The following is a 22,028-nucleotide window of genomic DNA, read 5'->3' as shown; positions in this document are numbered from 1 at the left end:
GGTGATTACTTTTTTGGTACATGAGGTTCGTCATGGCCACGGGAAAAATCACCAAGCGGACCCTCGACGCACTCCAGGCAGGCGGCGTTACCGGCTTCCTTTGGGACGACGAATTGAAGGGCTTCGGACTGAAGATCAGCGCTGGCGGGTCTGCGTCCTACGTCGTCCAGTTTCGCATGGGCGGACGGGAGGCGAAGACGCGTCGCTATACGATCGGCGGGCATGGCTCGCCCTGGACGCCGTTCACCGCTCGCGAGGAAGCGACGAGATTACTTCGCCTCGTCGATCAAGGCGTCGACCCGGTCGAAGCCGATAAGCAGCGACGCCGCGAGGCTGTCGATCTGGCCTTCTCAAACTACGCCGACCGGTTCGCTGCAAGCTGCAAGGGAAAAGGGTGGTCGACGCTTGTAACGCGATCGCTGCACCTGCACGTCAAGCCGGTGCTGAGGGACAAAGCCCTTCCCGCGATCACTCGTGTTGACGTCGTTGCCGTCTTTGATCGCATGCCGTGAGCAGCAGCCAATCGCCGTAACGTCTTTGCCGTACTGAGGCGCCTGTTCCGATGGGCGGTGAGCCGCGGCGACATCGATAGAAGTCCGATGGAAGGTATGGAGACGCCCAAAGCGGTCAAGGCGCGCGAGCGGTGGCTGAGCGATAGCGAACTGGCGAGGGTTTGGATGCAGGTTCCGGAGTGCCATCGATGCTTCGGACCGATCGTTCGGCTGCTGATTGTCACCGGCCAGCGCCGAGAAGAGATCAGCGGTCTCCATTGGCAGGAACTGGACCGGGCGGGGCGCGAAATGCGGCTGTCCGGCGACCGGACGAAGAATGGCGAGCCGACGACCATTCCGCTCAACGATCTTGCTGTTGCTGAACTCGATAAGGTCGCGACACGCTTGCGGTTCACCGTCCAGCCGGCATCGCGCAGCAATGCGGTCACCCGGCGATAGCCATATCGCCCGTACTGCTTCGCCAGCGCGATGATGTCGTCAGTCAGCCGCTGCTCGTCTTCCGCCCCGCGTGGCACCTTGCGATGCGTCGATCGATGTTGTCCGAGCACCCGGCATATTCGCCGCTCGGATACCGGCAGCTCACGCCGCAGCTGATCTATGCATCGCCGTCGCCGCGCGGGCTTAGAAGTTTCCCCGTGCCGCCTCCTGCAAGATCAGCTTGTCCAGCGTTAGCTCGGAAGCCGCGCGGCGCAGCCGTAGATTCTCCTTCTCCAAATCCTTCATCCGCCGAGCCTGGTCGGTCTTCAGCCCGCCATACTCCTTGCGCCAACGATAATAGGTCTGCTCGCTGACTGCGATCCGCCGACACGCCTCGGCGGTCGTGCCGCCCTGACCCAACACGATCTCCACCTCACGCAGCTTGCCGATGATCTCTTTTGGCTTGTGCTTCTTGCTCGGCATTCGTCGTCCCTTTCGTGATCCAGACTATCATAGTCGATGGACCACTCAGACGGGGGCAGCTCAGTCGCGAATACGCCCATTCGGGTAACCGGAGGCAGTCGCGGCATGGGTGCGGCGTGCGCCAGACTTCTCGCGTTGCTTGGCGCGACGGTTGTTGTGGCCTGTTCGAAGAGCGCCGATCGGGCAGACGCGGTCGTCGCCGAGATCGCGGCAGCGGGTTGCAGGGCGTTCGCGGTGAAGGCTGATGCGGGTGATGCCGACGCCGCCAAGGCTGGCGTTGCACAAGCCGTCGATCGGATCGGGGGGCGCTCTGAGTAGCCCCTGGTTTTCTAGACGCCTTCCGCCTTCAAACCCGCTGCTGTTCGAACTCGGCGGGCGACAGCATCCCGTTTCTGACCTGCTTTCGGACTGGGTTGTCGAACATCCCGATGTAATCGAACACGTCCCGCCAGGCTTCCTCGCGGCGTTCGAACAAAAAGAGTTGCAGACGGATCGCCGCGCCATAACCGGCATTGCGCAGCGGCTATTGAATGTCGCTCGGATGACGGTGGCCCTGTTAAAGGGTTCATGTCGGCGTCACTCCCCGGTCAGACGTCCGGCATCCCCGCCGCCGCCTGCGCAAAGGCAGGCAGGGCCGCCGCTCTATCGGCCAGTGCGGTCAGGCGCGGATAGGGATCGAGCGGCACCTTGTAGCGACGCGCGTTATATAACTGCGGCACCAGGCAGATTTCGACGAGGCCGGGCGTATCGCCAGCCGCAAACAGCGTGTCCGGTCGGGCGTTGAGCATAGCTTCGATGGTCTCGAAGCCCAGGGCGACCCAATGGCGATACCAACGCTGAACGGCGTCCTCATCCTGTTGCAGATCGCCTTCAAGATATCCCAGCACCCGCAGATTGTTGAGCGGATGAATGTCGCAGGCGATCGTGAGCGCCAGCGACATTATCCGGGCGCGTTCGGCAGGATCGCCTGGGATCAGGCGCGGTTCGGGAAAGCGCGCGTCGAGATAGTCGATGATCGCCAGGCTCTGCGTCAGGATGTGCCCGTCGATTTGCAGCGTGGGCACCAGCCCAGCCGGGTTGAGGCCGAGATAGTCCGGCGCCCGCTGCTCCCCGCCCCGCAGCCGATAGCTGCGGGACTCATAATCCAACCCCTTGAGGTTGAGCGCTATGCGCACCCGGTAGCTGGCCGAGGACAGCAGGAAATCGTGGAGCAGAATCATGCAAAGGCGGCTTCGCGGGGGCCGACCGTTACCTTGAGCGGCGCCAGGCCCGCGATGGTGACCTCCATGACATCGCCCGGCTGCACCGGCCCGACGCCAGCGGGCGTACCGGTATAGATAAGGTCGCCGGGCAACAGCCGCTCGAACCGGCTGAGATAGGCGATCGTTTCCTGGCAGTCCCAGATGAGATCGGCGATGTCGGCTTCCTGCTTCACCTCGCCATTCACGGTCAATCGGATCGGCCCCGAGGTGATATGTCCGCCGTCCTGCACAGTGCGGATCGCGGCGATGGGTGCAGACCAGGCGAAATTCTTGCCCAGGTCCCAGGGACGCCCCTTTTCCCGGGCATCGAGCTGGATATCGCGGCGGGTCATATCCAGCCCGACCGCATAGCCGAACACGAGATCGAGCGCGTCTTCGGTCGCGACAGCAGCACCTTCCTGCCCGATGGCGATGACCAGTTCGGCTTCATAATGATAGTTAGCGGTTTCCGGCGGATAGGGAACCGTGCTGTCGCCAGGGACAATCGCGTTGGCGAACTTGGTGAAGAAGAAGGGCGGATCGCGATCGGGGTCCTTGCCCATTTCACGGGCATGTGCGGCGTAGTTGCGACCGACGCAGAAAATACGCCCGACGGGAAATCGTTCGTCACTACCCTCGATGAGCGCCAGCGGGTGAGGCGGCAGTGTAAATATGGCAGTCATCATTATCCTTTCAACTTAGTCTTTCGCCTGGACTACCCAGCCCAGGCGCGCGGATGCGCCGGCGGCGTAACCGCGCAGGGCATCCTGGCCCGCTTGCGAGACCGGCTCTCCAGCGCTGACCAGGGTCAGCACCGCTGCGGCCTCACCGAATGAGTCCAGCACCGGCGCCGCGACGGCTGCCAATCCCGGAATGTGATCGCCCGACACCTGTGCCCAGCCGGATGCCCGGGCGCGCTCCCGAAGCGCGGCTACCTCGTCAGGCGAAGCATCTGCCGCAAGACCGACGGTCTGCCGCGTCGGCAGGTATGCCAGGAACATCTGTCCTGTCGCCGTCGTCAGCAGTGGCAGAGTGGCACCGGGCGCGAGCGTGGTGCGCACGGCATGGCGTCCCTGTATCCATCGCACGATCGTGGGGCCGGCCTCCGCCCAGATCACGACCATGCCGGTATGTCCGGTTTCATCGACAAGCTGCTCCAGCGCTTCCGTCGCGATGCCGATCGCATCGACCCGAGCCAGTGCGGCAAGGCCGGCCTGCAACAGTGCAGGACCAAGATCGTATCGGCTTGTCCGCTCATTCTGGACGACGAAGCCCGATCGCGCGAGGCTCGCCAGATAGCGGTGGCAATTGCTGGCCGGCAGCGCAGCTGCCGTAGCAACCTCTTTCAAGGTCATCGGACCCGACCCGCGCGCAATAGCCTGAAGAACACCCAGCCCGATTTCGAGCGACTGGATTCCGCGCCTTGCGAGGGGTTCTTCTTGCCGACTGTCCGTCATCTTGTCGTTTGCCACTTGCCAATCGATTTACTAATGGTTCATATACGTCGGAGAGGTGGCCTGGCGCAATAGCCAATCTTGACGAGGCAATTATGGATGATGTCGTGACGCGCCCTCCGTTGGATGGGCAGGACATATGGTCCGGACCGGGCTCCAGCCGTGTGCCGTCGCCGGTCTATACCGATGGCGACATCTATGCCCGGGAACTGGAGCGCATCTTCTACGGACCCCACTGGAGTTATGTCGGTCTGGAAATAGAGGTTCCGGACGCCGGCTCTTTCAAGCGCACTGCGATCGGTGAACGCTCCGTCATCATGATCCGCAATCGCCGTGGCGAGATCAATGTCCTGGAAAACCGCTGCGCCCACCGCGCCATGCGATTCTGTCAGGAGCGGTCCGGCAAGGTCAAGACGCTGGTCTGCCCCTATCATCAGTGGAACTACAGCCATGACGGCAAGTTGCTCGGCGTGCCGTTTCAACGCGGCGTGAAGGGCAAGGGCGGGATGGCCGAAGACTTCTCGCTTGAAGAGCACGGCCTGAACCGGTTGAAAGTCGCGACGCATAACGGCCTCGTCTTCGCGTCCTTCGACCCCGATGTGGAATCGTTCGAGGATTATCTGGGCGCCGACGTAATGGGCTATGTCGATCGCACGTTCGACGGGCGCAAGCTGGTCCTCCACGGCTATTCCCGTCAGCGCATTCCGGGGAACTGGAAGCTGATGATGGAGAATATCAAGGATCCCTATCATCCCGGCCTTCTCCATACCTGGTTCGTAACCTTTGGCCTGTGGCGCGCCGACAATAAATCCGAACTGGTGATGGATTCGCATGGCCGCCATGCCTGCATGGTTTCCAAACGGAACGAGACGGTGGATTCCGAGGTCGCCGCACAGACCGCCAGTTATCGCGAGCGGATGCAGTTGCATGACATGCGCATGCTCGACATCGTGCCGGAACCCTGGTGGGGCGGCCCCACCGTGTGCATGACGACCCTGTTTCCCAGCGTCATCCTGCAACAGCAGGTCAATTCGCTCTCAACGCGGCAGATCATCCCGGTCGGCCCCGACAAATTCGATTTCGTCTGGACCCATTTCGGCTTCGAGGACGACACGCCGGAAATGACCGAACGCCGGATGCGGCAGGCCAATCTCTTCGGTCCGGCGGGCTTCGTCTCCGCCGACGATGGCGAAGTCATAGAATTCAGCCAGGAAGGGTTCGAACAGGACCATGCCTTTTCGACGATGTGCGAACTGGGTGGGACCGAGATCGGCAATACCGACCACATGGTCACCGAAACGCTCATCCGCGGCATGTACCGCTACTGGCGCAAGGTTATGGAGGTCTAGATGGCTGTTGTTGAAAGCCAAGACATGATCGTGGACGCCCAAATCCGTCTCGACGTCATGGATCTGCACGCCCGCTATGCCGCATGTCTGGACAGCGGCGATTTCGACGGCTGGCCATCCTTCTTTACGGAAGATTGCCGGTATCGCGTGGTCGCGCGGGAAAACTACGATCAGAACCTGCCGCTTTCGATCATGGATCTCCAGAGTCGCGGGGCACTGATGGATCGGGTCTACGGCATCCAGAGTACGCTGTTCCACGCGCCGTATTATCAGCGCCATATCGTCGGCCCTGCCCTTGTCACGATGAATGACCGGGAAGAGATTGCCTCGGAAGCCAATTATCTGGTGATCCGCACCAAGCGCGACCTGCCGAGCGAATTGTTCAATGCGGGCCGCTACGTCGATCGGATCGTGCAGACGCCACAGGGTTTGAAATTCGCCGCCAAGACCTGTGTCTTCGACAGCGAACTCATTCCCAACTCGATCATCTACCCGATTTAAGGAGACCGCCATGGCCGGTTCCCCCGCCCCCTTGTCCGACGCCCCCCTCTCCAATCTGGAAGCAGTACGCGACGGCTTTTACGAGCGTCTCCAGCCCGAGCATCTTTCGCCCCTGTGGAAGGTGCTGGCCCGGCTGGTGACGACCACGCCCCTAACGCAGGCTGTGCCTGCAGCCTGGTCGTTTGCGCGGGTCCGCGAACTGCTCATGGAAGCGGGAGGACTCATCACGGCGGCAGAGGCCGAACGCCGTGTTCTGATCCTGGAAAACCCGGCGCTCCCCGGTCAGTCGCGTATCACCCAGACGCTCTATGCGGGACTTCAACTTATCCTTCCGGGCGAAGTCGCGCCGGCCCATCGCCACACGCAGAACGCCTTGCGCTTCATCATGGACGGCGAAGGCGCCTTTACCGCGCTGGACGGCGAGCGCGCCTATATGCACAAATATGACCTCGTCCTGACCCCTGCCATGCTCTGGCACGATCATGGTAACGAGACGGACGATCCGATGATCTGGCTCGATGGGCTTGATATTCCTCTGGTCCAAATACTGGATGCGAGCTTCGCCGAACATAGGGAAGATCGTGGCGCGGTGCCGACGACACGCCCGGCGGGCGATTCCCTCCACCGCTGGGGCCGCAACCTGCGCCCCGCGCGTTCGGGGCGTGTCGCGGGCCAGGCCAACCCGCTTTTCATCTATCCCTTCGCCGAATGGCGCGAATCGCTTGAAGTGCTCCGGCGTTCCGAAGCCCCCCATCCGCATGATGCCTATCTGATGGAGTTTACCAACCCGACCGACGGCGGACCGGTGATGGCCACCATATCAGCATTTGCCCGTCTGGTGCCCGCCGCGTTCCGCACCCGCCCCATGCGCAGTACGGACGCGATGATCCATGTCGTCGTCGAGGGCGAAGGCTCACTCTTGATCGATGGTCAGCACTTTCCGCTGCATCCGGGGGAGATCGTCGTGACGCCGTCCTGGTCGGAGCGCATATTGGTGGCGGAGCAGGATCTCATACTGTTCAGTTTCTCTGACAAGGCGACGCAGGAGAAATTGTCCTTGTGGCGCGAAAAGCTGGGTTAGCTCAGGACGCGTTGATTAGAGCCAGACGATGACGGGGGCGGCGACGGCGCTGACGGAGAAGAAGCCTAAAGTGGTGTTCAACATCTCCACTACGGCACATCCATGCTGAAGGGGGGTGTCCACCCCATCAAGTCCAGGGGCTCACCACCATTGTTGGGAGATCTCAGGCAGTCGGCAGAGATTTGGGTTTGCCGCCAATCGCCCAATGATGGGGTTGGACCTCCGTAACAATGACGCGGACGCTTTCAGGTGCGACAGCGAGCGAGTCCACTGCGGCCGCAGTGAGCCGTTCGATGAGTTCCTGCCTTTTTTCCCAAGGACGGCCTGCTACTATCTCCGCGTGAATGATCGGCATGTTGTTTCCTTTCAAGTCCAATAGTTCTTCGGGCTTAGGGCAAAATCATCACCTGTTCCGTGGGGCGCTAAGTCCTCGGTTTCGAGCGTGTCGTGGATCATCGGGATCTGTCTGGCCCATCGAACCCGATCAATATCCGCAAATATCGGAGGAACTTCCTTTGGTCTTCGGGTGCGAGCGGGGCAAGGATTTCAGCCTGCGCTGTAACGACTTGCGCCATGCGCTCCTTCAGTAGCGACATGCCTTCCTCGGCCAATTTCAAAGTCCAAGCTCGGCTATCCTTCGGATCACGTCGGCGTTCTACCCACTTGCGAGCGACCATTCGTCCGAGCATTTCCTTAAGCGTGCTCTTGTCGATTCCTGTGGCATCGACGAGATCACGCTGGGAGGCGCCGGGAAGTTTGGCCAGCGCAATCAGGAGCGCGATCTGCTGGCGGGTTACGTCATCGCCCACATGGCGGTTGAAGATTTCGTAGGAGCGTTGGTGATTCCTCCGAAGCAGGTGACCAGGCGCCCCCGGGAGGTCGAAGTCTGCTATGAAATCGTCGAGTTCGTTATCCGCCACTTGTACTCCCAGCTCATATGCGTTCCTATTATGCCCAAGAAACGCCGGCCGGTTCAAGTTCTGGATCCCATATGAAATTCCGCTCTCCCAAGGCGCTGCACCCGCAGACGTACATGCTGCCCAGCGGCGAGCGCCTCAGCGGCAGTAGCGCCGCCGGCCATCACAATGTCGCCGGCCTGGAGTGGTTCGCCGGACTCGAAGGCCAGCCTCGCCGCCGCCACCAGTGAGCGTATCGGATGGCCGAGGATTGCCGCACTGGATCCGATCTGCTTGGCAACACCGTCAATCTCCAGGACGAAGCCGAGATTGGAAATATCCGAGGTCGGCGATGACCATGGCCCCACGACAAAGCTGGAAGATGAGCTGTTGTCCGCGATGACGTCGGTCAGCGAGAATTTGAAGTTCTTGTACCGGCTATCGATGATCTCCAGCGCTGGCGCTACGCCGCCGACAGCCGCGAGCGCCGCAGCGGGTGACACGCGACCGGCGAGAGGCGCCGAAAGGATGAAGGCAATTTCCGGCTCGACGCGCGGATGCACGTAGCGCGAGATATCTATGGTTCCGCCATCGTCGATGAGCATCGCATCGGTGAGACGACCCCAGATCATCTCATCGATGCCCATCTGCGCCATCTTTGCACGGCTGGTGAAGCCCATCTTGATGCCCACGCGGCGCTCGCCGCGGCCGTAGCGCAGTGCAATCGAGGCCGCCTGAACCTGATATGCGTCCTCCAGTGTGAGCGGCGTATCCAGCTGCGATATCGCCGTGGCGGACATTGCTGCCTCATCGAGGCGCTGTGCGATTGCATTAAGGTCAAGCATTTGTTGCCTCCCGGTTTTTGGCCATGTCCAAGGCGACATCGACGATCATATCTTCCTGGCCGCCGACCATTCGACGGCGCCCAAGCTCGAGCAGGATGGCGCGGGTATCTAGCCCATAATCCGCCGCTGCCTTCTCCGCGTGGCGCAGGAAAGAGGAATACACACCAGCGTAACCAAGGCTCAGAGTCTCCCGATCGACGCGTACCGGTCTGTCCTGGATAGGTCGCACGAGGTCCTCAGCAGCATCCATAAGGGCGAAGAGGTCCGTTCCGTGGCTCCAGCCATGAATGTCAGCTGCCGCGATGAACACTTCCAGAGGCGCGTTGCCAGCTCCGGCACCCATGCCAGCCAGGCTCGCATCGACGCGCACCGCGCCGTTTTGCACGGCGACGATGGAGTTTGCCACGCCAAGCGACAGGTTGTGATGGGCATGAACGCCTCTCTGCGTCTCCGGCTTGAGCACACGATCATAGGCTTGGAGCCGCGCTGCATATTGGTCCATCGTCATCGCGCCGCCACTATCGGTCACGTAGACGCAATGTGCTCCGTAACCTTCCATCAGCTTGGCCTGTGCGGCAAGCGCATCGGGTTCCGACATGTGGCTCATCATCAGGAAACCTGACACATCCATCCCTAGGCCCCGAGCATGTTCGATGTGCTGCTTGGCGACGTCGGCTTCTGTGCAGTGCGTCGCAACCCGCACCGACCGGACGCCGAGCTCGAAGGCGTGCTTGAGATCGTGGATAGTCCCGATACCGGGTATCAGCAGGGTCGTCAGCACACTGTGGTCGAGGACTTCGGCAACCGCCGCGATCCAGTCCCAGTCCGTATTGCGTCCGAAGCCATAGTTGAACGAAGATCCGGAGAGACCGTCGCCGTGCGCGACCTCTATCGCGTCAACCTTCGCGGCGTCCAACGCCTTGGCGATCGCGCGGACCTGGTCGAGACCGTATTGGTGACGGATGGCGTGCATGCCATCGCGAAGCGTGACATCCTGAATGTACAGCTTGTGGGATTTAGGGTCGAACGTCATCGTCGATTCCTTCTTCACGCCGGGAGCTGATTGGCAACACGCGCGGCAATCTTCTCGGCCGTGCGGAGCGCGGCCGACGTCATAATGTCGAGGTTGCCGGCATAGGCGGGAAGATAGTGTGCTGCGCCTTCGACCTCCAGGAAGACGGTCACCTTCAGACCCGTGAATTCGCCGTCCATCTCCGGGATACGCAACGGCCTGTTCGAGCCGATGTGCTCGAACAGGATGGCCTGCTTAAGACGGTAGCCAGGCACATAGGCTTGAACCTGCTCGACCATCTCGATCACGGACGCTTCGATATCAGCTTGGTCAGCCTCGTCGCAGAGGCAGTAGACCGTGTCACGCATGATCGGCGGCGGCTCGGCCGGATTGAGGATGATGATGGCCTTGCCGCGGTCGGCTCCGCCTACCTGCTCAATCGCTTGGCTGGTTGTTTCGGTGAACTCGTCGATGTTGGCGCGGGTCCCGGGGCCAGCGCTCTTCGACGCGATCGACGCCACGATCTCTCCATAGCGGACGTGGGCGACGCGACTGATCGCGGCTACGATCGGGATGGTCGCCTGGCCGCCGCAAGTTACCATGTTGACGTTCGGCGCGTCGAGGTTGGCGTCCCCGTTGACCGGCGGGATCGTGTAGGGACCGATCGCGGCCGGAGTGAGGTCGATGACGCGTTTGCCATGGGCAAGCAGCAGTTCGCTATGTCGGCTATGCGCGCCCGCCGAGGTCGCATCGAAAACGATGCCGATCTCGGCGAATTCGGGCATGGCCAGAAGCCCGTCGATGCCGCCCGCCGTGGTCGGCACGCCGAGCCGCGCAGCGCGCTGAAGGCCATCCGATAGCGCGTCAATTCCGACGAATGCGCCCATCTCAAGAATTTCTGAAAGCCTCATGATTTTGATCATCAGGTCGGTTCCGATATTCCCCGAGCCGATAATGGCTACCTTTGTCTTCACGCCCGCTCTCTCCCAAACGTCACGCGGACACTGCCCAGACCCTCGATCCGCGCCTCGAAATGATCGCCGGGAACCGCCGGGACCATCGGTCCGAGCGCCCCGGCGAGGATGACGTCGCCAGCGACGAGCGGGCGCCCCACCTCGGCCATTTTGGCGGCGAGCCAACCCAGGGCGTGCAATGGGTTGCCAAGGCACGCTGCGCCAGCCCCGAACGAAACGGGTTCGCCATTGCGTTCGAGAACCATTCCGCACAGGCGCAGATCGATGGCCGCCAACGCGACCGGCGAAGTGCCGAGCACAAAAAGTCCTGAGGACGCATTGTCAGCGACGGTATCAACGATCCGGATGTTCCAATCCGCGATGCGGCTGTCGACGATCTCGAGCGCGGGAAGCGCATAGGCCACGCAATCGAGCAACTCGGCCGTCGTCAGGCGTTGCGGATCGGGCGACCTCGACAAGACGAACGCGATCTCCGCTTCCACCTTGGGCTGCAGAAGGCGACCCGCCGCGATGGTTTCGCCGTCGGGGACTGCCATGTCCGCGAATAGCGTGCCGAAATCTGGCTGATCGACGCCGAGCTGAGTCTGGACCGCCTTGGCAGTGAGCCCGACCTTGGCGCCCACCGGCATGCGCCCTGCGGCTTGCCAGAACGCGGTGTTTGCCTCCTGAATCGCATAAGCGTCGTCGATCGTTGCGTCCGGCAACGCGTCGCGGATCGGCGGTATGGGCGCGCCCGCATAGGCGTCTCGCAGGGCTTCCGAGAAGCGCTTGGTCAAAGAGGGCGTGTTGGTCATTGCCATTCAGGATCTCCGGTGCACAGGAATTGCCACATCCGCTCGAACAGGGCGCCAGCGCGCACGGCCCGGCGGGCGCTCTCCTCCGGCGAGTATTGCAGGGCAGAGGAAGACAGGGACGTCGAAAGGATCGCCAGATCGAGTCGGGCGGCATCCTCAAGGAAGAATGCGAGGCTCGCAGCGTCGGGCAGGCTTTCAGCCGCGCACACGCACCCATTGCCGCGCAGCACTATTGCCGCGGCATCGCCGAGCGCCACGGCGAGGCGGACCGCGCTGTCGTCGTCGCGGACGAGATCGACGCCGGACCATAACGGAGCGGCTGGGGCGAAATAGGTGCCAAGGCCATGATGCACGCCTGGCGTCCGCCCGAGTGCCGACAGGGCCATGATGGCGGGGGGCTGCACCCGCACTATCCCGCCTATGGATGGCCTGCGCCGGTAGATCTCGCGGTGTATGCGCACCTCCGGCAATGCTTCCTGCGGCAGATCGCCGTTCAGTGTCACAACCACGCCAGGATCATCGCGAGAGACTGCGATCAAAGGGCGTGCGGGGCTGACCAGAAACCTCGCGTTGTCGAGGCGCAGGCTCACATGCCCATACGCATGCGCGAGCCCGTGCCGCGCCATGGCCCGCGAAGCCATGCGCACCGTCTGGGCCGCGTCAGGCTGCATTGGACAGGCCGTCGCCGGACGCGGCCGCTTTGGTCTTGAACTCGGGAATGTCGGGCAGCGACCCCCACATGCAGAAGCTGGTTGGCGCCATGGGGAACTGCCGCGGGACATACGTCTTCTCGTCGTCAGCAGTGATCATGCGCACGCCGGTTGAATATTCGTAAATAATATTATCGGGCCCCTGGAAGTAGAGGAAGCGGGCGCCCGAAGTCGGATGGCGGCCGGGGCCGAACACGATTTTCACATTGTTGGTTTGCAGGAAGTAATAGGAGCGCATGATGTCGTCGATGGACTCCACTTGAAAGTTCACGTGCTGGATACCGGCATAGCTCGACGGGAACAGCGCGACCTTGTGGTGGACCTCGTCGATCCGGAGCAGCGGAGCTTCGCCGATCCAATCGCTGACCTTTGCGTTGAGCATGGTCGTCCAGAACCGTTCGTCGATTCTGGGATCGGAGGTACGCAGCCCGATGTGACTGAATGAGGTGATCCCGGCATCGCGCGCCCCGAAATATCGGCGACCGCTTGCTGCCGGCTGCGCGACCAGATCGATCACATTGCCGGTCGGATCGGTGAGCGTGATCAATCCCAGCGCACGCCGCTGCTCGCGCTCGTCGGAAGTTCCTTGCCTGACGTTGATGCCGGCCTGCTCGAATTGTGCTGCGGCGGCGTCAATCGCCGCCATCGACGGCAATTCGAATCCGACGACATGACCCGATGAACGCCCCTTGGTGTAAACGATATTGTGGTCTCGGGAGTCTCCGCGCAAATAGGCGCTGGATGCATCACGGCCCATAAGCTCGAGGCCGAGGATGTGAGTTGCGAAGCGTACGCTTTCGTCGAGATCTTCGGATCCTATCCTGACATAGCTGATGTCGTGCAGATCGGTGCCCATGTCATTTGCCCTTGGTCGGCGTTGCTTCCGGACGAGCGCACTTTCGCCTGATGTGCCAGATCCTTGTCTGATCGCCGCGCTTGAAGCCGAGGGACTTGGCGATGGACTTACGTGTGATCGGCAGTGCCCGCGCCTGGAGGGTGGCGTTCGAGTGGAATCTGGTCTTGGGCGCGGCCTCGACGGGTGTCGCGCCGGGATTCTTGTTCAGCGTTGCCATCGTGTCTCTCCGTGACTTTCGAACTCGTTCAGAGTTTGATGCAGATGTTCGTGGGTTCCGAATAGAAGTCGATCGAGTGATGTCCGCCCTCGCGGCCGATGCCGGACATCTTGGCGCCGCCGAATGGCGTGCGCAGATCACGCAGGAACCAGCAATTGACCCATGAGATGCCGACCTCCAGCGCCTGGCCCACACGGTGCGCGCGGCTGAGGTCGCGTGTCCAGATTGACGAAGCCAGCCCGTATTCGGAGTCGTTCGCCATCCTGATCGCTTCGTCCTCGCTATCGAAGGGAATGATCGCGGCAGCTGGCCCGAATATCTCTTCGCGGCAGACGCGTGCCTCATGTGCGAGCCCGGTCCACAACGTAGGTTCCACGAAGAAGCCGCCAGCCGCGTCGCCCGACAGGTCAGGGATGCCTCCGCCCGTGATGACGGTGGCGCCTTCCTCGACCGCGAGGTCATAATAGCTCAGCACTTTCCCGCGATGTTCGGCAGAGATCAGCGGCCCGAAATCGACCCCGTCGTCATTGGGTAGGCCGGGCCGTAAAGCTTCTGCCTTCACCTTCATCGCGGCGACGAACCGATCAAAAACGTTTCGCTGGACGTAGATGCGCTCGGGCGCGAGGCACACTTGACCCGTATTGAGGAAGACGGCGCGCGCAAGTCCGGCGACAGCCAAATCAAGATCCGCATCCTCGAAGACGACCGCAGCGTTCTTTCCACCGAGTTCGAAGGACAGGGCCTTCACAGTCGGAGCTGCCGATTTCATGATGGCCGTGCCCGTTCTAGTCTCGCCGGTGAACGTGATTGCACGGATGCCGGCATGTGCGGTGAGAAGTTCGCCCGCCGAGCCCGGTCCGAAGCCATGGACCACGTTGAATGCGCCCGCCGGAATACCTGCTTCGTTCATCACCTCGCCGAGCAGGGTCGTAGTGGAAGGGGTTTCTTCGGAAGGCTTCACAATGACGGCGTTGCCGCACGCCATGGCGGGCGCCACCTTCCAGGTCATGAGCAGAAATGGCAGGTTCCATGGGGAGATAACGCCGACAACACCAAGCGGCTTGCGCACCGCGTAGTTCAATGCTTTGCCGCCGTCGGGCGTATCCATCACGAACGTTTCTGCCGACAGGTTCGCGACCGCATCGGCGAAGACGCGGAAGTTCGCTGCACCGCGCGGGATGTCGAGGTGTGATGCGAGCGAATGCGGCTTGCCGGTGTCTGCGATCTCTGCTGCCAGGAATTCGTCAAACCGCGCATCGATGAGGTCCGCGACTTTCGTAAGCAGGACACGCCGTCGTGCGAGCGTCATCCGGCCCCATTCCCCCTCCACCGCCGCTCGGGCGGCGCGGACGGCGGCATCGATGACAGATGCGTCCGCCTCGTAGGCGACGGCATGCTGCTTCCCGGTCGCAGGATCGACGACGTCGAAGGGCTTGCCGTCTTCGAGGTAGCATCCGCCAACGAAGTTTCGCAGTTGCCGAACCGCCGCCTTTGGCTCTCCAGATGGGCGACCGATTGGTTCAACGTTCATGTGATTTCTCTCCACTCGGCACTTCATGCCATGAAGAGGACGTGTACGTCTCAAATTTGGCCCGCGCAAGTGGCTCCTGTTAAATAGGGATGCGCACGTCCTTTCGTGGCTTTGCGCTTCGGGCGAATTAGAACTCTGTCGATCGGCGCAGATGAGCGACCAGACGCGGCCGCGGCACGGGCGAAAAAGCAGACAGCGGGTGGGTTTGGAACTGATCGTGCCCCGGGAGGTGGTGTAGCCGGGCGCTGAGTTGGTCACCGTGATTTTCGGATAGGTTTGGGTTGCGACGCTCGAACCTGATGGAAGGAACCACGACGATTGATCCGATGACGCACCTGCGTTCACTGGTCAGAGAATACCCCTGACGCCGATATTTTGCGTGACACGAGCGCTTGATGGAGATGGAGGTCGGCAACCTGACCGGGGCGGGCTACGGCGAGAAGTCGCCGACGCGGCTTGTCCAGCGCAATGGTCACCGCGAGCGCGAATGGCAGACGCGGGCCGGGACCGTAGAGTTGCGCATCCCCAAGCTCGGGAAGGCCAGCTACTTCCCCGGCTACCGGAGCCGCGCCGTATGGCGGAGCGGGCGCTGACAGAGGTGATCTAGGAAGCCTTCATCCAGGGTATCTCGACCCGCTCAGTCGACGATCTGGTCAAGGCGCTCGGCATGGACGGCATTTCCAAGAGCCGGAGCCTGCCCCGCGAAGGCGGGGGTCAGACGGCGCGACGATCCGTGACCGCAATTGGGGCGGCGGTCTTTTCAATCACGTCGACTACGTGCACGCCGGGCGCCAGTTCAAGAAGCGTGAGGCCGCCCCGGACGCGATCGACCGCGATGACTGCCAGGTCGGTGATTATGAGATCCACACACGCCTTGCCGGTCAGTGGCAGGGTGCACCTTGGCAGAATCTTGGGGCTGCCGTCCTTGGACACATGGTCCATCACCACGACCACGCGCTTGACGCCCGCGACCAGGTCCATAGCGCCACCCATGCCCTTGACCATCTTTCCGGGAATGGTCCAGTTAGCCAGATCGCCGTTAGCGGCCACTTCCATTGCCCCCAGCACGGCCATGTCGATATGGCCGCCACGGATCATCGCGAAACTGTCGGCCGAAGAGAAGAAGCTCGACGTCGGCAATGCGGTGATGGTCTGCTTGCCGGCATTGATCAGGTCGGGATCGGCCCCGCCCGCATAGGGGAAAGGCCCGATTCCCAGCATGCCATTCTCGCTCTGGAGCGTGACGTTGACGCCATCGGGCAGATGGTTGGCCACCAGCGTCGGGATGCCGATGCCAAGATTCACATAATAGCCGTCACGCAGTTCCTGCGCGGCGCGGGCCGCCATCTGATCACGGGTCCAGCCCATTATACCGTTTCCCTTTCGCGGACCGTCAACTGCTCGATCCGCTTTTCGTTGATGGTGCTCAGCACAATGCGGTCGACATAGATGCCGGGGGTGTGGATACAGTCAGGGTCTAAGCTCCCTTCGGCCACGATCTCTTCGACCTCGACCACCGTGACCATGCCCGCGGTCGCCATGTTCGGGTTGAAGTTGCGCGCCGTCTTGCGAAACATCAGGTTGCCCGCCGGATCTGCCCGCCACGCCTTGATGATCGAAAGGTCGGCGCGCAGCCATGTTTCGCGGATATAGTCCTCGCCCTCGAATGTCTCTACCGGCTTTCCTTCGGCAACGACCGTGCCGACGCCGGTCTTGGTGTAGAACGCCGGAATGCCCGCGCCGCCCGCCCGGATACGCTCGGCCAGTGTGCCTTGCGGATTCAGCTCCAGTTCCAGCTCGCCCGACAGATACTGGCTCTCGAACAGCTTGTTTTCCCCGACATAGGAGGAAATCATCTTCCGTACCTGTCGGCTTTCCAGCAGCGTCCAGAGGCCGAAGCCATCTGCGCCGGCGTTGTTGGAGATGACGGTCAACTCCTTCACGCCGCTTGCGCGTACTTGCGGTATCAGGCTTTCGGGATTGCCCGACAGGCCGAAACCGCCTGACATGATTGTCATCCCGTCAAACAGCAGGCCGGAAAGGGCGGAGGCAGGGCTATCGTAAATCTTGCTGGTCATGACACGGTGTCCGAGCCGGGCGCGGGGACGAGATCGAAATTCCATTCGATCGCCGTAAACGGGTTTGTCACGCCAAATGCGGCGGCAGCGGACGCATCGTCGCGGGGAATGATATCGACGACCAACGTATCCTTGACCCCAAACACCGCGTCCTGTTCGAGATAGGGGCAGTCGGACGCGAAGATATGCGTCACCACCTGGTCATATCCCGGCGCGGTAACGATGAAATGGATATGCGCTGGCCGATTGGGATGACGGCCGAGAGCGCCGAGCAGCTTGCCGACCGGGCCATCGTCCGGGATCGGGTAGAAGCGGGGCCGCGCGGTGATGAAGCCGTATCGGCCTTCCGCGTCGCTGGTGAACAACCCGCGCAAGTTCCAGCGCGGCTGCTGATCCGGTTGCTGGACGTCATAGAAGCCGTCCTCGTTGGTCTGCCAGACATCGATCTTTGCGCCGACGATGGGACGTCCTTCACCATCGCGCACCTGTCCGCGCACCACCAGCGGTATGCCGCGTTCGTCCAGCCGGATGTCGGCACCGTTCGGGTAGTGCGGGGCGCCCTGGACATGGAAGGGGCCGAGCACGGTATTTTCGGTTCCGCCTCCACCTCGCCGATGGTTGATCGTTTCGACCAGCATCGACACGCCAAGAACGTCGGACAGCAGCACATATTCCTGCCGCCAGTCGGTGCACATCCGCCCGGTCTCCGAAAGGAACTCGATCGCGGTTTCCCATTCGTCATGAGTCGGTTCGACCTCTTTAACGAAAGAGTGAAGGTGGCGGACTGCTGCTTCCATCACGGTGCGCAAGCGTGGACCGGTTGATGGCCCGATGCGTGCATTTACGGCCTCCGCCGATCCCTCTTCGGTGAACAGGGGGAAAACCTGAGGGGCGGTGTTTTCCGATGGCGTTTCGTTGGTGGTCACGGATGGTCTCCACAGATCGGGAAGTCGATTGCAGGCAAAGCAATGGGGCTGCCGTCCCGTCTAAGCGCGGGGAGCATCCCCCGCCCAAGCGCGTTCGAGCAGCCCGCGTATCCCCTGTTCTTCGAGGGTTCGGGGGTTTGGATAGCGCGCCTGCAGTGCCGCCACCGTTGCGTGATCAACGCCGTCGCGCGGCATGCCCAGCGCCGCAAGCGACGACGGCGCTCCCAGTCGCACGGCCAGATCGCGCAGAATGGTGGCGGGATCTTGGCCGAGGACTGCGCGCAACTGCTCGGTCGCCTTGGGTGCCGCCGGCAGGTTATAGGCGAGCGCATGGGGAAGCAGCACCGTGTGCAATTCGGCATGGGGCAGGTCGAAAATGCCGCCCAGCACATGCGCCAGCTTGTGATGCAGGGCCATGTCGACGCTGCCCAGACATGTGCCGCAAAGCCAAGAACCGCGCAGCGCAAGATCGCGCGCGGCTGCGTCGCGCGGGTTGGCCGCAATGCTTGGAAGCGCTTCGACAAGCGTGCGGATGCCTTCCTGCGCCATCATGGCGATAATGGGGCTGACCTCAGCCGAGTAGAGCGCTTCGGCGGCATGGGCGATGGCGTTTATGCCGGATGTGACCGACATCGCGGTGGGCAGCCCGTACGTCAGGCTCACATCGTAGATCACGGTTTCCGGCAGCACGTCGGGCGATCGGAGAGTCGTCTTCTTGCCGTCCCTTGTCTCGCCGAGAATCGACGTCATCTCCGAACCCGCATAGGTTGTGGGAATGACGATCTGGTCCAGCCCGGTGCGCAGCGCCAGTGCCTTGCCCAGACCGATGGTCGAACCGCCGCCGATCGATACCAGTCCATCGGCACCATGATCCGCCAATAGGGAAAGTGCCCTTTCGGTAACTTCAACCGGCGTGTGCATCGTCGCCCCGTCGAACAGGGTGCATCCGCGTTCGCCCAGCAGGTCGAGTACGGCCTTGCCCTGATCGACTTGCTGCGGCGTCGTCAGCACCAGCGCCCGTTTGAAGCCAGATCGTTCCGCTTCCTCTGCGACGCGGGGCAGGGTGTCATGGCCAAAGATGACGCGACCGGGAAGGGCTGTGTGGACGAAGCCGATCATGCCGGAACCACTGCCGCAGTGTGGTGCCCAAGCAAGTGTCGGACGAGCTGCGCCGGATCATCGGGAAGTGCATCACCCCGCCATGCGACAATCTGGTCGGGCCGGATCAGCGCCATGCGCCGCTCATAGAGCGCGGCGAGGCCTTCGTCCGGCAGCAGCACGATATCGAGCTGCTGACCGACCAGCGCAAAGGCAGCGCGCAGCGCATCTGTCGCCCCATCGGGTGATGCAAGCACGAGCAACGTCCATTCCGGCCCGAACCGGTCGTACAGGCTAGTTCCATCAGGCAGCCACGCATGAGGGGGGCGTCCGCCGGGTAGAGCGGTCGGCTGATAGACGTTCATCTGGTCAGGCGGGCGCGCGGCATCCTCGCATGCAATCACGGGTGAACCGTCATAGCGGCCGCCAAAGGTGATGCCCGGAATATTGAACTCACGGCGCGCATGGGCCTCAAGATAGACTCCTGCTTCCTGCCGGGCCAGATCGCCTTCCGGCCCGTCCTGCTCGATCAGCGGTGATGGCACGAACTCGCCAATGGATCGCGCCAGTTCGCGGGCATAGCCGGTGTTGCGGGTAGCGATGCGGCGGCGCTCGATATCGTAGCTTTCGAGCAGCGTCTGTCCAGCTTGACCGCGCGCTGCAGCGGCAAGTTTCCACGCCAGATTCACCGCGTCCTCAACTGCCGTGTTGTAGCCGTTGCCACCAGCAGGCGTGAACAGATGGGCGGCGTCTCCGGCGATCCACACCCGGTCCCGGCCGAGTGATTCGGCCACGAGGCAGTGGCCAGCGATCCAGACGCCGGTTTCCAGAATCTCGAAATCGATTGGCCGGCCGGTGGCCTGCGTGAAAAGTTCGGTTACGAAAGCCTTGTCGAGAGGGCGTTCCTCTTCCTCGGTCCGTAGCTGGGTATTGAAGAAGAACTCGCCGTTGCCATCCACCGCAGCCAGCCATCCCCTGCGCTGCGTGTTGAACGCCCAATACATCCAAGCACGATCATGCCCCGTTTCCGCGTAGAAATCCTTGGCGCGCAAATAGACTGCAGCCATTCGGCCACCGAAGAAATCGCGCTGGACGCCGCTTTCGCCCACCATCTGGATTCCGAGTGCGCGGCGTATCTGGCTGCGCGCGCCATCGGCCCCCACCAGATAGCGCGCATGGATCGTCAGCGCTTCGCCACCCTTGGTCGGTTCGACTTTGGCGGTCACGCTATCCACCGCTTCTGCAAAAGAGGTTAGCCTGTGGCTGTGCATCATGCGCACGCTCGATTGATTGCGGGCGTGCCGCAGCAAGGCCTCTTCGACAAACTTCTGCGACACCCGATGGGGAAGCTCGGCAGCGCTCCATGAGCCTGCCATGCTGCGCACGGAGGCCTGCGCCTCGTGCGCCGAGGGGAGGCGGAACCGCGCCAGCTCGCGATCAGCGTAGCGGGTGAAATAGGCGATGTCGGTGGGATAATCGGAGGGTAGGCCCAGCGCGCGTACCTCATCGGCAAAGCCCAGGCGCCGATAATGCTCCATCGTGCGTGCCTGGGTGGCGTTCGCCTGGGGGTTGCGTGCCGTTCCCGGTTTGGCGTCGATCAGGATGGTGTCGACCCCGCGGCGGCCCAGTTCGATCGCGAGCATCAGGCCGCATGGTCCTCCGCCGACAATCAGGACTTCACACGATGCTTGCACGACATTTGCCATATCGCCTCTCCTTATCCTCAAAAATACGTTAGACTTGAAAATAGTCAAGCCACCTTACTAAATTGGTGATCCGGAGGAATATTGAATCGTGATGGACGGCGATCAGGCATGGCGGCGGCAGAATATGGGGCGTCTGCTCAATCGGGCCATTGCCCGGTTTGAAGGCCGGGTGTTCGACCTGTTGCATCAGCAGGGCTATACGGCGGTTCGCACGAGCCATATCGGCCTGACACGCAATCTGGACCTGGACGGGACTGCGATCACCGAGCTGGCCCGCCGCGCAGCCATGACGAAACAGGCGATGGGCGAACTGGTCGTGCAGTGTGAAGCGATAGGCCTGGTGTTCCGCGAAACGTCTGCGGAAGATGCGCGGGTCAGGATCGTCCGGTTCACGGCGGAGGGCCGTCAGTGGCTGGAGGCGTTTCGAGCTGCGATCGAACAGGCCGAATCGGAAGCCAGGCAGGGGATCGGAAGCGCGGCGTTCACGGAGATGATCGGCGCACTGCGGACATATCTGGCAGACGGGTGCGAAATCTAGATGGGGTCGGACCGAAGCGATTGCGCAAGTTCTTCGCGCGCAAGCGACAGCATGGCGGTCAGGTGATCGCGCGTGGCGGTATAGCGTTGAAGCGGAACGGGTATGGAGAGCCCGTACCAGTGGCTGGATGCATCGCGCAGGACGAAGCCGATCGCGCAGATGCCTTCGGAATGTTCTTCCTCGTCAAAGCCGAAGCCGGTTTGCGCGGTCTGTTCCAGGCTGGCGAGAAGCGGACCGATTTCGGTCAGCGTGTGCGGCGTCCGCCGCTCGTAGCTGGTTCCGATCAACGCTTCAATTTCGGCGCGCTTCATGCGCGCCAGGAACGCCTTGCCGACCGACGAGCAGTGAAGCGGAAACTGGTCTCCGACATGCGAAACTGCCGCGAGTCGGTGCTGACCGGGAATCTGGTCGATGAATAGGACGCCACGACGGCGAATGGTCGCAAGATCGATGGTCTCCTGCGTCTGCTCCGAAAGCTTGGTCATGATCGGTCGCACGCGCGTCGCCAGAGCCGGCATCATCGAGGAGGCGAGTCGCAAGATTTCCGGCCCGAGCGTTATCTGCCCTGCAGCGGCACCGGACATTACCAAACCCTCGGATTCGAGCGCATAAACCAGGCGCTGTACAGTGGACCGTGCCATTCCGACCTGCTTGGCTATCTGGCCCAGACTGAAGCCGTCCTGAGAACTGGCCAGCGCCCGCATGATCGCCGCCGAGCGCGCTACGACGCCCGGTCCTCCCTTTTCATCGCTGTTTGCCATCGAAGCCTCTCTGCAATTCACTTTGTGCTTTGTCCACTGTTGACATGT

Annotated in this window: 26 protein-coding genes and 3 pseudogenes; 8 read left to right on the top strand and 21 right to left on the bottom strand. The window is 62.0% G+C overall.

Annotated features, from left to right (window positions below):
• Positions 1-32 precede the first annotated feature (32 nt).
• Together CAF53_RS28370 and CAF53_RS28365 are read left to right on the top strand one after the other, a co-directional pair.
• Positions 33-512: an Arm DNA-binding domain-containing protein gene (locus CAF53_RS28370; protein ID WP_011950688.1), complete on the top strand. Its 480-nt coding sequence runs from the start codon at positions 33-35 to the stop codon at positions 510-512.
• Positions 513-599: 87 nt separating this feature from the next.
• Complete coding sequence (locus CAF53_RS28365) at positions 600-950, top strand: tyrosine-type recombinase/integrase (protein ID WP_347337870.1); 351 nt, start codon at positions 600-602, stop codon at positions 948-950.
• Here the strand turns inward: CAF53_RS28365 and CAF53_RS22870 are convergent.
• Positions 890-1,412, bottom strand: a pseudogene (locus tag CAF53_RS22870) (transposase); the annotation flags it as partial. The gene CAF53_RS28365 and the pseudogene CAF53_RS22870 overlap by 61 nt on opposite strands.
• Before the next feature lie 36 nt (positions 1,413-1,448).
• Between CAF53_RS22870 and CAF53_RS22865 the strand changes: the two are divergent.
• Positions 1,449-1,730 carry an SDR family NAD(P)-dependent oxidoreductase gene (locus CAF53_RS22865; protein WP_081435224.1) on the top strand — a complete coding sequence of 94 codons (282 nt, stop codon included), beginning with the start codon at positions 1,449-1,451 and terminating at the stop codon, positions 1,728-1,730.
• A gap of 28 nt (positions 1,731-1,758) precedes the next feature.
• Here the strand turns inward: CAF53_RS22865 and CAF53_RS27230 are convergent.
• From CAF53_RS27230 to CAF53_RS22850, 4 genes and pseudogenes are all read right to left on the bottom strand, one after another.
• Positions 1,759-1,884: pseudogene (locus CAF53_RS27230) on the bottom strand (IS3 family transposase); the annotation flags it as partial.
• Positions 1,885-1,999: 115 nt separating this feature from the next.
• Positions 2,000-2,632: a maleylacetoacetate isomerase gene (gene maiA / locus CAF53_RS22860; protein WP_100239703.1), complete on the bottom strand. Its 633-nt coding sequence runs from the start codon at positions 2,630-2,632 to the stop codon at positions 2,000-2,002.
• Complete coding sequence (locus CAF53_RS22855) at positions 2,629-3,336, bottom strand: fumarylacetoacetate hydrolase family protein (RefSeq protein ID WP_100239861.1); 708 nt, start codon at positions 3,334-3,336, stop codon at positions 2,629-2,631. The genes maiA and CAF53_RS22855 overlap by 4 nt, the downstream gene beginning before the upstream one ends.
• A gap of 15 nt (positions 3,337-3,351) precedes the next feature.
• The gene (locus tag CAF53_RS22850; RefSeq protein ID WP_197707543.1) at positions 3,352-4,110 is read right to left on the bottom strand and encodes an IclR family transcriptional regulator; all 759 of its coding nucleotides are present in this window, start codon (positions 4,108-4,110) and stop codon (positions 3,352-3,354) included.
• Positions 4,111-4,202: 92 nt separating this feature from the next.
• Between CAF53_RS22850 and CAF53_RS22845 the strand changes: the two genes are divergently transcribed.
• Genes CAF53_RS22845 through gtdA form a run of 3 tightly spaced genes read left to right on the top strand, consistent with a single transcriptional unit; the run spans position 4,203 to position 7,038 of the window.
• On the top strand, positions 4,203-5,456 hold the full coding sequence (locus tag CAF53_RS22845; protein WP_100239701.1) for an aromatic ring-hydroxylating dioxygenase subunit alpha: 1,254 nt from the start codon (positions 4,203-4,205) through the stop codon (positions 5,454-5,456).
• Positions 5,457-5,957 (top strand): aromatic-ring-hydroxylating dioxygenase subunit beta, encoded by a 501-nt coding sequence (locus CAF53_RS22840; RefSeq protein ID WP_242443574.1) that lies wholly within the window; start codon positions 5,457-5,459, stop codon positions 5,955-5,957.
• Positions 5,958-5,967: 10 nt separating this feature from the next.
• The gene (gtdA, locus tag CAF53_RS22835) at positions 5,968-7,038 is read left to right on the top strand and encodes a gentisate 1,2-dioxygenase (RefSeq protein ID WP_100239699.1); all 1,071 of its coding nucleotides are present in this window, start codon (positions 5,968-5,970) and stop codon (positions 7,036-7,038) included.
• A gap of 163 nt (positions 7,039-7,201) precedes the next feature.
• On the opposite strand, the gene CAF53_RS22830 is transcribed toward gtdA, so the two are convergent.
• The 10 genes from CAF53_RS22830 to CAF53_RS22785 form a co-directional block, all read right to left on the bottom strand.
• Positions 7,202-7,393, bottom strand: a complete 192-nt coding sequence (locus CAF53_RS22830; protein ID WP_100239698.1) for a 2-hydroxymuconate tautomerase family protein — start codon at positions 7,391-7,393, stop codon at positions 7,202-7,204.
• A 97-nt stretch (positions 7,394-7,490) separates the two neighbouring features.
• Positions 7,491-7,958 carry a MarR family winged helix-turn-helix transcriptional regulator gene (locus tag CAF53_RS22825; protein ID WP_157801346.1) on the bottom strand — a complete coding sequence of 156 codons (468 nt, stop codon included), beginning with the start codon at positions 7,956-7,958 and terminating at the stop codon, positions 7,491-7,493.
• Positions 7,959-8,011: 53 nt separating this feature from the next.
• Positions 8,012-8,779: a fumarylacetoacetate hydrolase family protein gene (locus CAF53_RS22820; protein WP_100239696.1), complete on the bottom strand. Its 768-nt coding sequence runs from the start codon at positions 8,777-8,779 to the stop codon at positions 8,012-8,014.
• On the bottom strand, positions 8,772-9,812 hold the full coding sequence (gene dmpG, locus CAF53_RS22815; RefSeq protein WP_100239860.1) for a 4-hydroxy-2-oxovalerate aldolase: 1,041 nt from the start codon (positions 9,810-9,812) through the stop codon (positions 8,772-8,774). Before dmpG ends, CAF53_RS22820 begins: the two co-directional genes overlap by 8 nt.
• 14 nt (positions 9,813-9,826) lie before the next feature.
• The gene (locus CAF53_RS22810) at positions 9,827-10,765 is read right to left on the bottom strand and encodes an acetaldehyde dehydrogenase (acetylating) (protein ID WP_100239695.1); all 939 of its coding nucleotides are present in this window, start codon (positions 10,763-10,765) and stop codon (positions 9,827-9,829) included.
• Positions 10,762-11,559, bottom strand: coding sequence for a fumarylacetoacetate hydrolase family protein (locus CAF53_RS22805; RefSeq protein ID WP_100239694.1), 798 nt, complete (start codon positions 11,557-11,559; stop codon positions 10,762-10,764). The genes CAF53_RS22810 and CAF53_RS22805 overlap by 4 nt, the downstream gene beginning before the upstream one ends.
• Positions 11,556-12,200 (bottom strand): class II aldolase/adducin family protein, encoded by a 645-nt coding sequence (locus tag CAF53_RS22800; RefSeq protein WP_277949220.1) that lies wholly within the window; start codon positions 12,198-12,200, stop codon positions 11,556-11,558. The genes CAF53_RS22805 and CAF53_RS22800 overlap by 4 nt, the downstream gene beginning before the upstream one ends.
• Before the next feature lie 19 nt (positions 12,201-12,219).
• The gene (locus CAF53_RS22795) at positions 12,220-13,125 is read right to left on the bottom strand and encodes a VOC family protein (RefSeq protein WP_100239692.1); all 906 of its coding nucleotides are present in this window, start codon (positions 13,123-13,125) and stop codon (positions 12,220-12,222) included.
• A gap of 1 nt (position 13,126) precedes the next feature.
• On the bottom strand, positions 13,127-13,342 hold the full coding sequence (locus CAF53_RS22790) for a hypothetical protein (protein ID WP_100239691.1): 216 nt from the start codon (positions 13,340-13,342) through the stop codon (positions 13,127-13,129).
• A 28-nt stretch (positions 13,343-13,370) separates the two neighbouring features.
• On the bottom strand, positions 13,371-14,873 hold the full coding sequence (locus tag CAF53_RS22785; RefSeq protein WP_100239690.1) for a 2-hydroxymuconic semialdehyde dehydrogenase: 1,503 nt from the start codon (positions 14,871-14,873) through the stop codon (positions 13,371-13,373).
• A gap of 374 nt (positions 14,874-15,247) precedes the next feature.
• Here CAF53_RS22785 and CAF53_RS22780 point away from each other — a divergent pair.
• Positions 15,248-15,564: pseudogene (locus CAF53_RS22780) on the top strand (transposase); the annotation flags it as partial.
• Between the two features lie 23 nt (positions 15,565-15,587).
• Here CAF53_RS22780 and CAF53_RS22775 read toward each other — a convergent pair.
• Genes CAF53_RS22775 through CAF53_RS22755 form a run of 5 tightly spaced genes read right to left on the bottom strand, consistent with a single transcriptional unit; the run spans position 15,588 to position 20,681 of the window.
• Positions 15,588-16,241 carry a 3-oxoacid CoA-transferase subunit B gene (locus tag CAF53_RS22775; RefSeq protein ID WP_100239689.1) on the bottom strand — a complete coding sequence of 218 codons (654 nt, stop codon included), beginning with the start codon at positions 16,239-16,241 and terminating at the stop codon, positions 15,588-15,590.
• A complete protein-coding gene (locus CAF53_RS22770; protein WP_100239688.1) occupies positions 16,241-16,951 on the bottom strand; it encodes a CoA transferase subunit A in 711 nt (236 codons plus the stop codon). The genes CAF53_RS22775 and CAF53_RS22770 overlap by 1 nt, the downstream gene beginning before the upstream one ends.
• Positions 16,948-17,877, bottom strand: a complete 930-nt coding sequence (locus CAF53_RS22765; protein ID WP_011950695.1) for an intradiol ring-cleavage dioxygenase — start codon at positions 17,875-17,877, stop codon at positions 16,948-16,950. The genes CAF53_RS22770 and CAF53_RS22765 overlap by 4 nt, the downstream gene beginning before the upstream one ends.
• A gap of 60 nt (positions 17,878-17,937) precedes the next feature.
• Positions 17,938-18,996: a maleylacetate reductase gene (locus CAF53_RS22760; protein ID WP_011950696.1), complete on the bottom strand. Its 1,059-nt coding sequence runs from the start codon at positions 18,994-18,996 to the stop codon at positions 17,938-17,940.
• Positions 18,993-20,681: an FAD-dependent oxidoreductase gene (locus CAF53_RS22755; protein WP_011950697.1), complete on the bottom strand. Its 1,689-nt coding sequence runs from the start codon at positions 20,679-20,681 to the stop codon at positions 18,993-18,995. Before CAF53_RS22755 ends, CAF53_RS22760 begins: the two co-directional genes overlap by 4 nt.
• An 88-nt stretch (positions 20,682-20,769) precedes the next feature.
• Between CAF53_RS22755 and CAF53_RS22750 the strand changes: the two genes are divergently transcribed.
• Positions 20,770-21,219, top strand: a complete 450-nt coding sequence (locus CAF53_RS22750; protein WP_011950698.1) for a MarR family transcriptional regulator — start codon at positions 20,770-20,772, stop codon at positions 21,217-21,219.
• On the opposite strand, the gene CAF53_RS22745 is transcribed toward CAF53_RS22750, so the two are convergent.
• Positions 21,216-21,980 carry an IclR family transcriptional regulator gene (locus CAF53_RS22745; protein ID WP_011950699.1) on the bottom strand — a complete coding sequence of 255 codons (765 nt, stop codon included), beginning with the start codon at positions 21,978-21,980 and terminating at the stop codon, positions 21,216-21,218. The two genes, CAF53_RS22750 and CAF53_RS22745, sit on opposite strands and share 4 nt — an antisense overlap.
• Positions 21,981-22,028 lie beyond the last annotated feature (48 nt).

Origin of the sequence: Sphingobium sp. LB126, assembly GCF_002795205.1 — a bacterium.
Lineage (GTDB): Bacteria > Pseudomonadota > Alphaproteobacteria > Sphingomonadales > Sphingomonadaceae > Sphingobium > Sphingobium chungbukense.
The sequence above is the reverse complement of the archived record's forward strand: the minus strand, read 5'-3'. Positions and strand labels throughout refer to the sequence as shown.

Excerpts from the sequence above, each read along its gene's own strand:
- CAF53_RS22790 (WP_100239691.1), bottom strand. The coding sequence starts at position 13,342 with ATGGCAACGCTGAACAAGAATCCCGGCGCGACACCCGTCGAGGCCGCG.
- maiA (WP_100239703.1), bottom strand. The coding sequence starts at position 2,632 with ATGATTCTGCTCCACGATTTCCTGCTGTCCTCGGCCAGCTACCGGGTG.
- CAF53_RS22840 (WP_242443574.1), top strand. The coding sequence starts at position 5,457 with ATGGCTGTTGTTGAAAGCCAAGACATGATCGTGGACGCCCAAATCCGT.
- gtdA (WP_100239699.1), top strand. The coding sequence starts at position 5,968 with ATGGCCGGTTCCCCCGCCCCCTTGTCCGACGCCCCCCTCTCCAATCTG.
- CAF53_RS22755 (WP_011950697.1), bottom strand. The coding sequence starts at position 20,681 with ATGGCAAATGTCGTGCAAGCATCGTGTGAAGTCCTGATTGTCGGCGGA.
- CAF53_RS22830 (WP_100239698.1), bottom strand. The coding sequence starts at position 7,393 with ATGCCGATCATTCACGCGGAGATAGTAGCAGGCCGTCCTTGGGAAAAA.
- CAF53_RS22820 (WP_100239696.1), bottom strand. The coding sequence starts at position 8,779 with ATGCTTGACCTTAATGCAATCGCACAGCGCCTCGATGAGGCAGCAATG.
- dmpG (WP_100239860.1), bottom strand. The coding sequence starts at position 9,812 with ATGACGTTCGACCCTAAATCCCACAAGCTGTACATTCAGGATGTCACG.
- CAF53_RS22760 (WP_011950696.1), bottom strand. The coding sequence starts at position 18,996 with ATGATCGGCTTCGTCCACACAGCCCTTCCCGGTCGCGTCATCTTTGGC.
- CAF53_RS22775 (WP_100239689.1), bottom strand. The coding sequence starts at position 16,241 with ATGGGCTGGACCCGTGATCAGATGGCGGCCCGCGCCGCGCAGGAACTG.
- CAF53_RS22850 (WP_197707543.1), bottom strand. The coding sequence starts at position 4,110 with ATGACGGACAGTCGGCAAGAAGAACCCCTCGCAAGGCGCGGAATCCAG.
- CAF53_RS28365 (WP_347337870.1), top strand. The coding sequence starts at position 600 with ATGGAAGGTATGGAGACGCCCAAAGCGGTCAAGGCGCGCGAGCGGTGG.
- CAF53_RS22745 (WP_011950699.1), bottom strand. The coding sequence starts at position 21,980 with ATGGCAAACAGCGATGAAAAGGGAGGACCGGGCGTCGTAGCGCGCTCG.
- CAF53_RS28370 (WP_011950688.1), top strand. The coding sequence starts at position 33 with ATGGCCACGGGAAAAATCACCAAGCGGACCCTCGACGCACTCCAGGCA.
- CAF53_RS22800 (WP_277949220.1), bottom strand. The coding sequence starts at position 12,200 with ATGGCTTCGCGGGCCATGGCGCGGCACGGGCTCGCGCATGCGTATGGG.
- CAF53_RS22785 (WP_100239690.1), bottom strand. The coding sequence starts at position 14,873 with ATGAACGTTGAACCAATCGGTCGCCCATCTGGAGAGCCAAAGGCGGCG.
- CAF53_RS22795 (WP_100239692.1), bottom strand. The coding sequence starts at position 13,125 with ATGGGCACCGATCTGCACGACATCAGCTATGTCAGGATAGGATCCGAA.
- CAF53_RS22770 (WP_100239688.1), bottom strand. The coding sequence starts at position 16,951 with ATGACCAGCAAGATTTACGATAGCCCTGCCTCCGCCCTTTCCGGCCTG.
- CAF53_RS22845 (WP_100239701.1), top strand. The coding sequence starts at position 4,203 with ATGGATGATGTCGTGACGCGCCCTCCGTTGGATGGGCAGGACATATGG.
- CAF53_RS22865 (WP_081435224.1), top strand. The coding sequence starts at position 1,449 with ATGGACCACTCAGACGGGGGCAGCTCAGTCGCGAATACGCCCATTCGG.
- CAF53_RS22805 (WP_100239694.1), bottom strand. The coding sequence starts at position 11,559 with ATGACCAACACGCCCTCTTTGACCAAGCGCTTCTCGGAAGCCCTGCGA.
- CAF53_RS22855 (WP_100239861.1), bottom strand. The coding sequence starts at position 3,336 with ATGACTGCCATATTTACACTGCCGCCTCACCCGCTGGCGCTCATCGAG.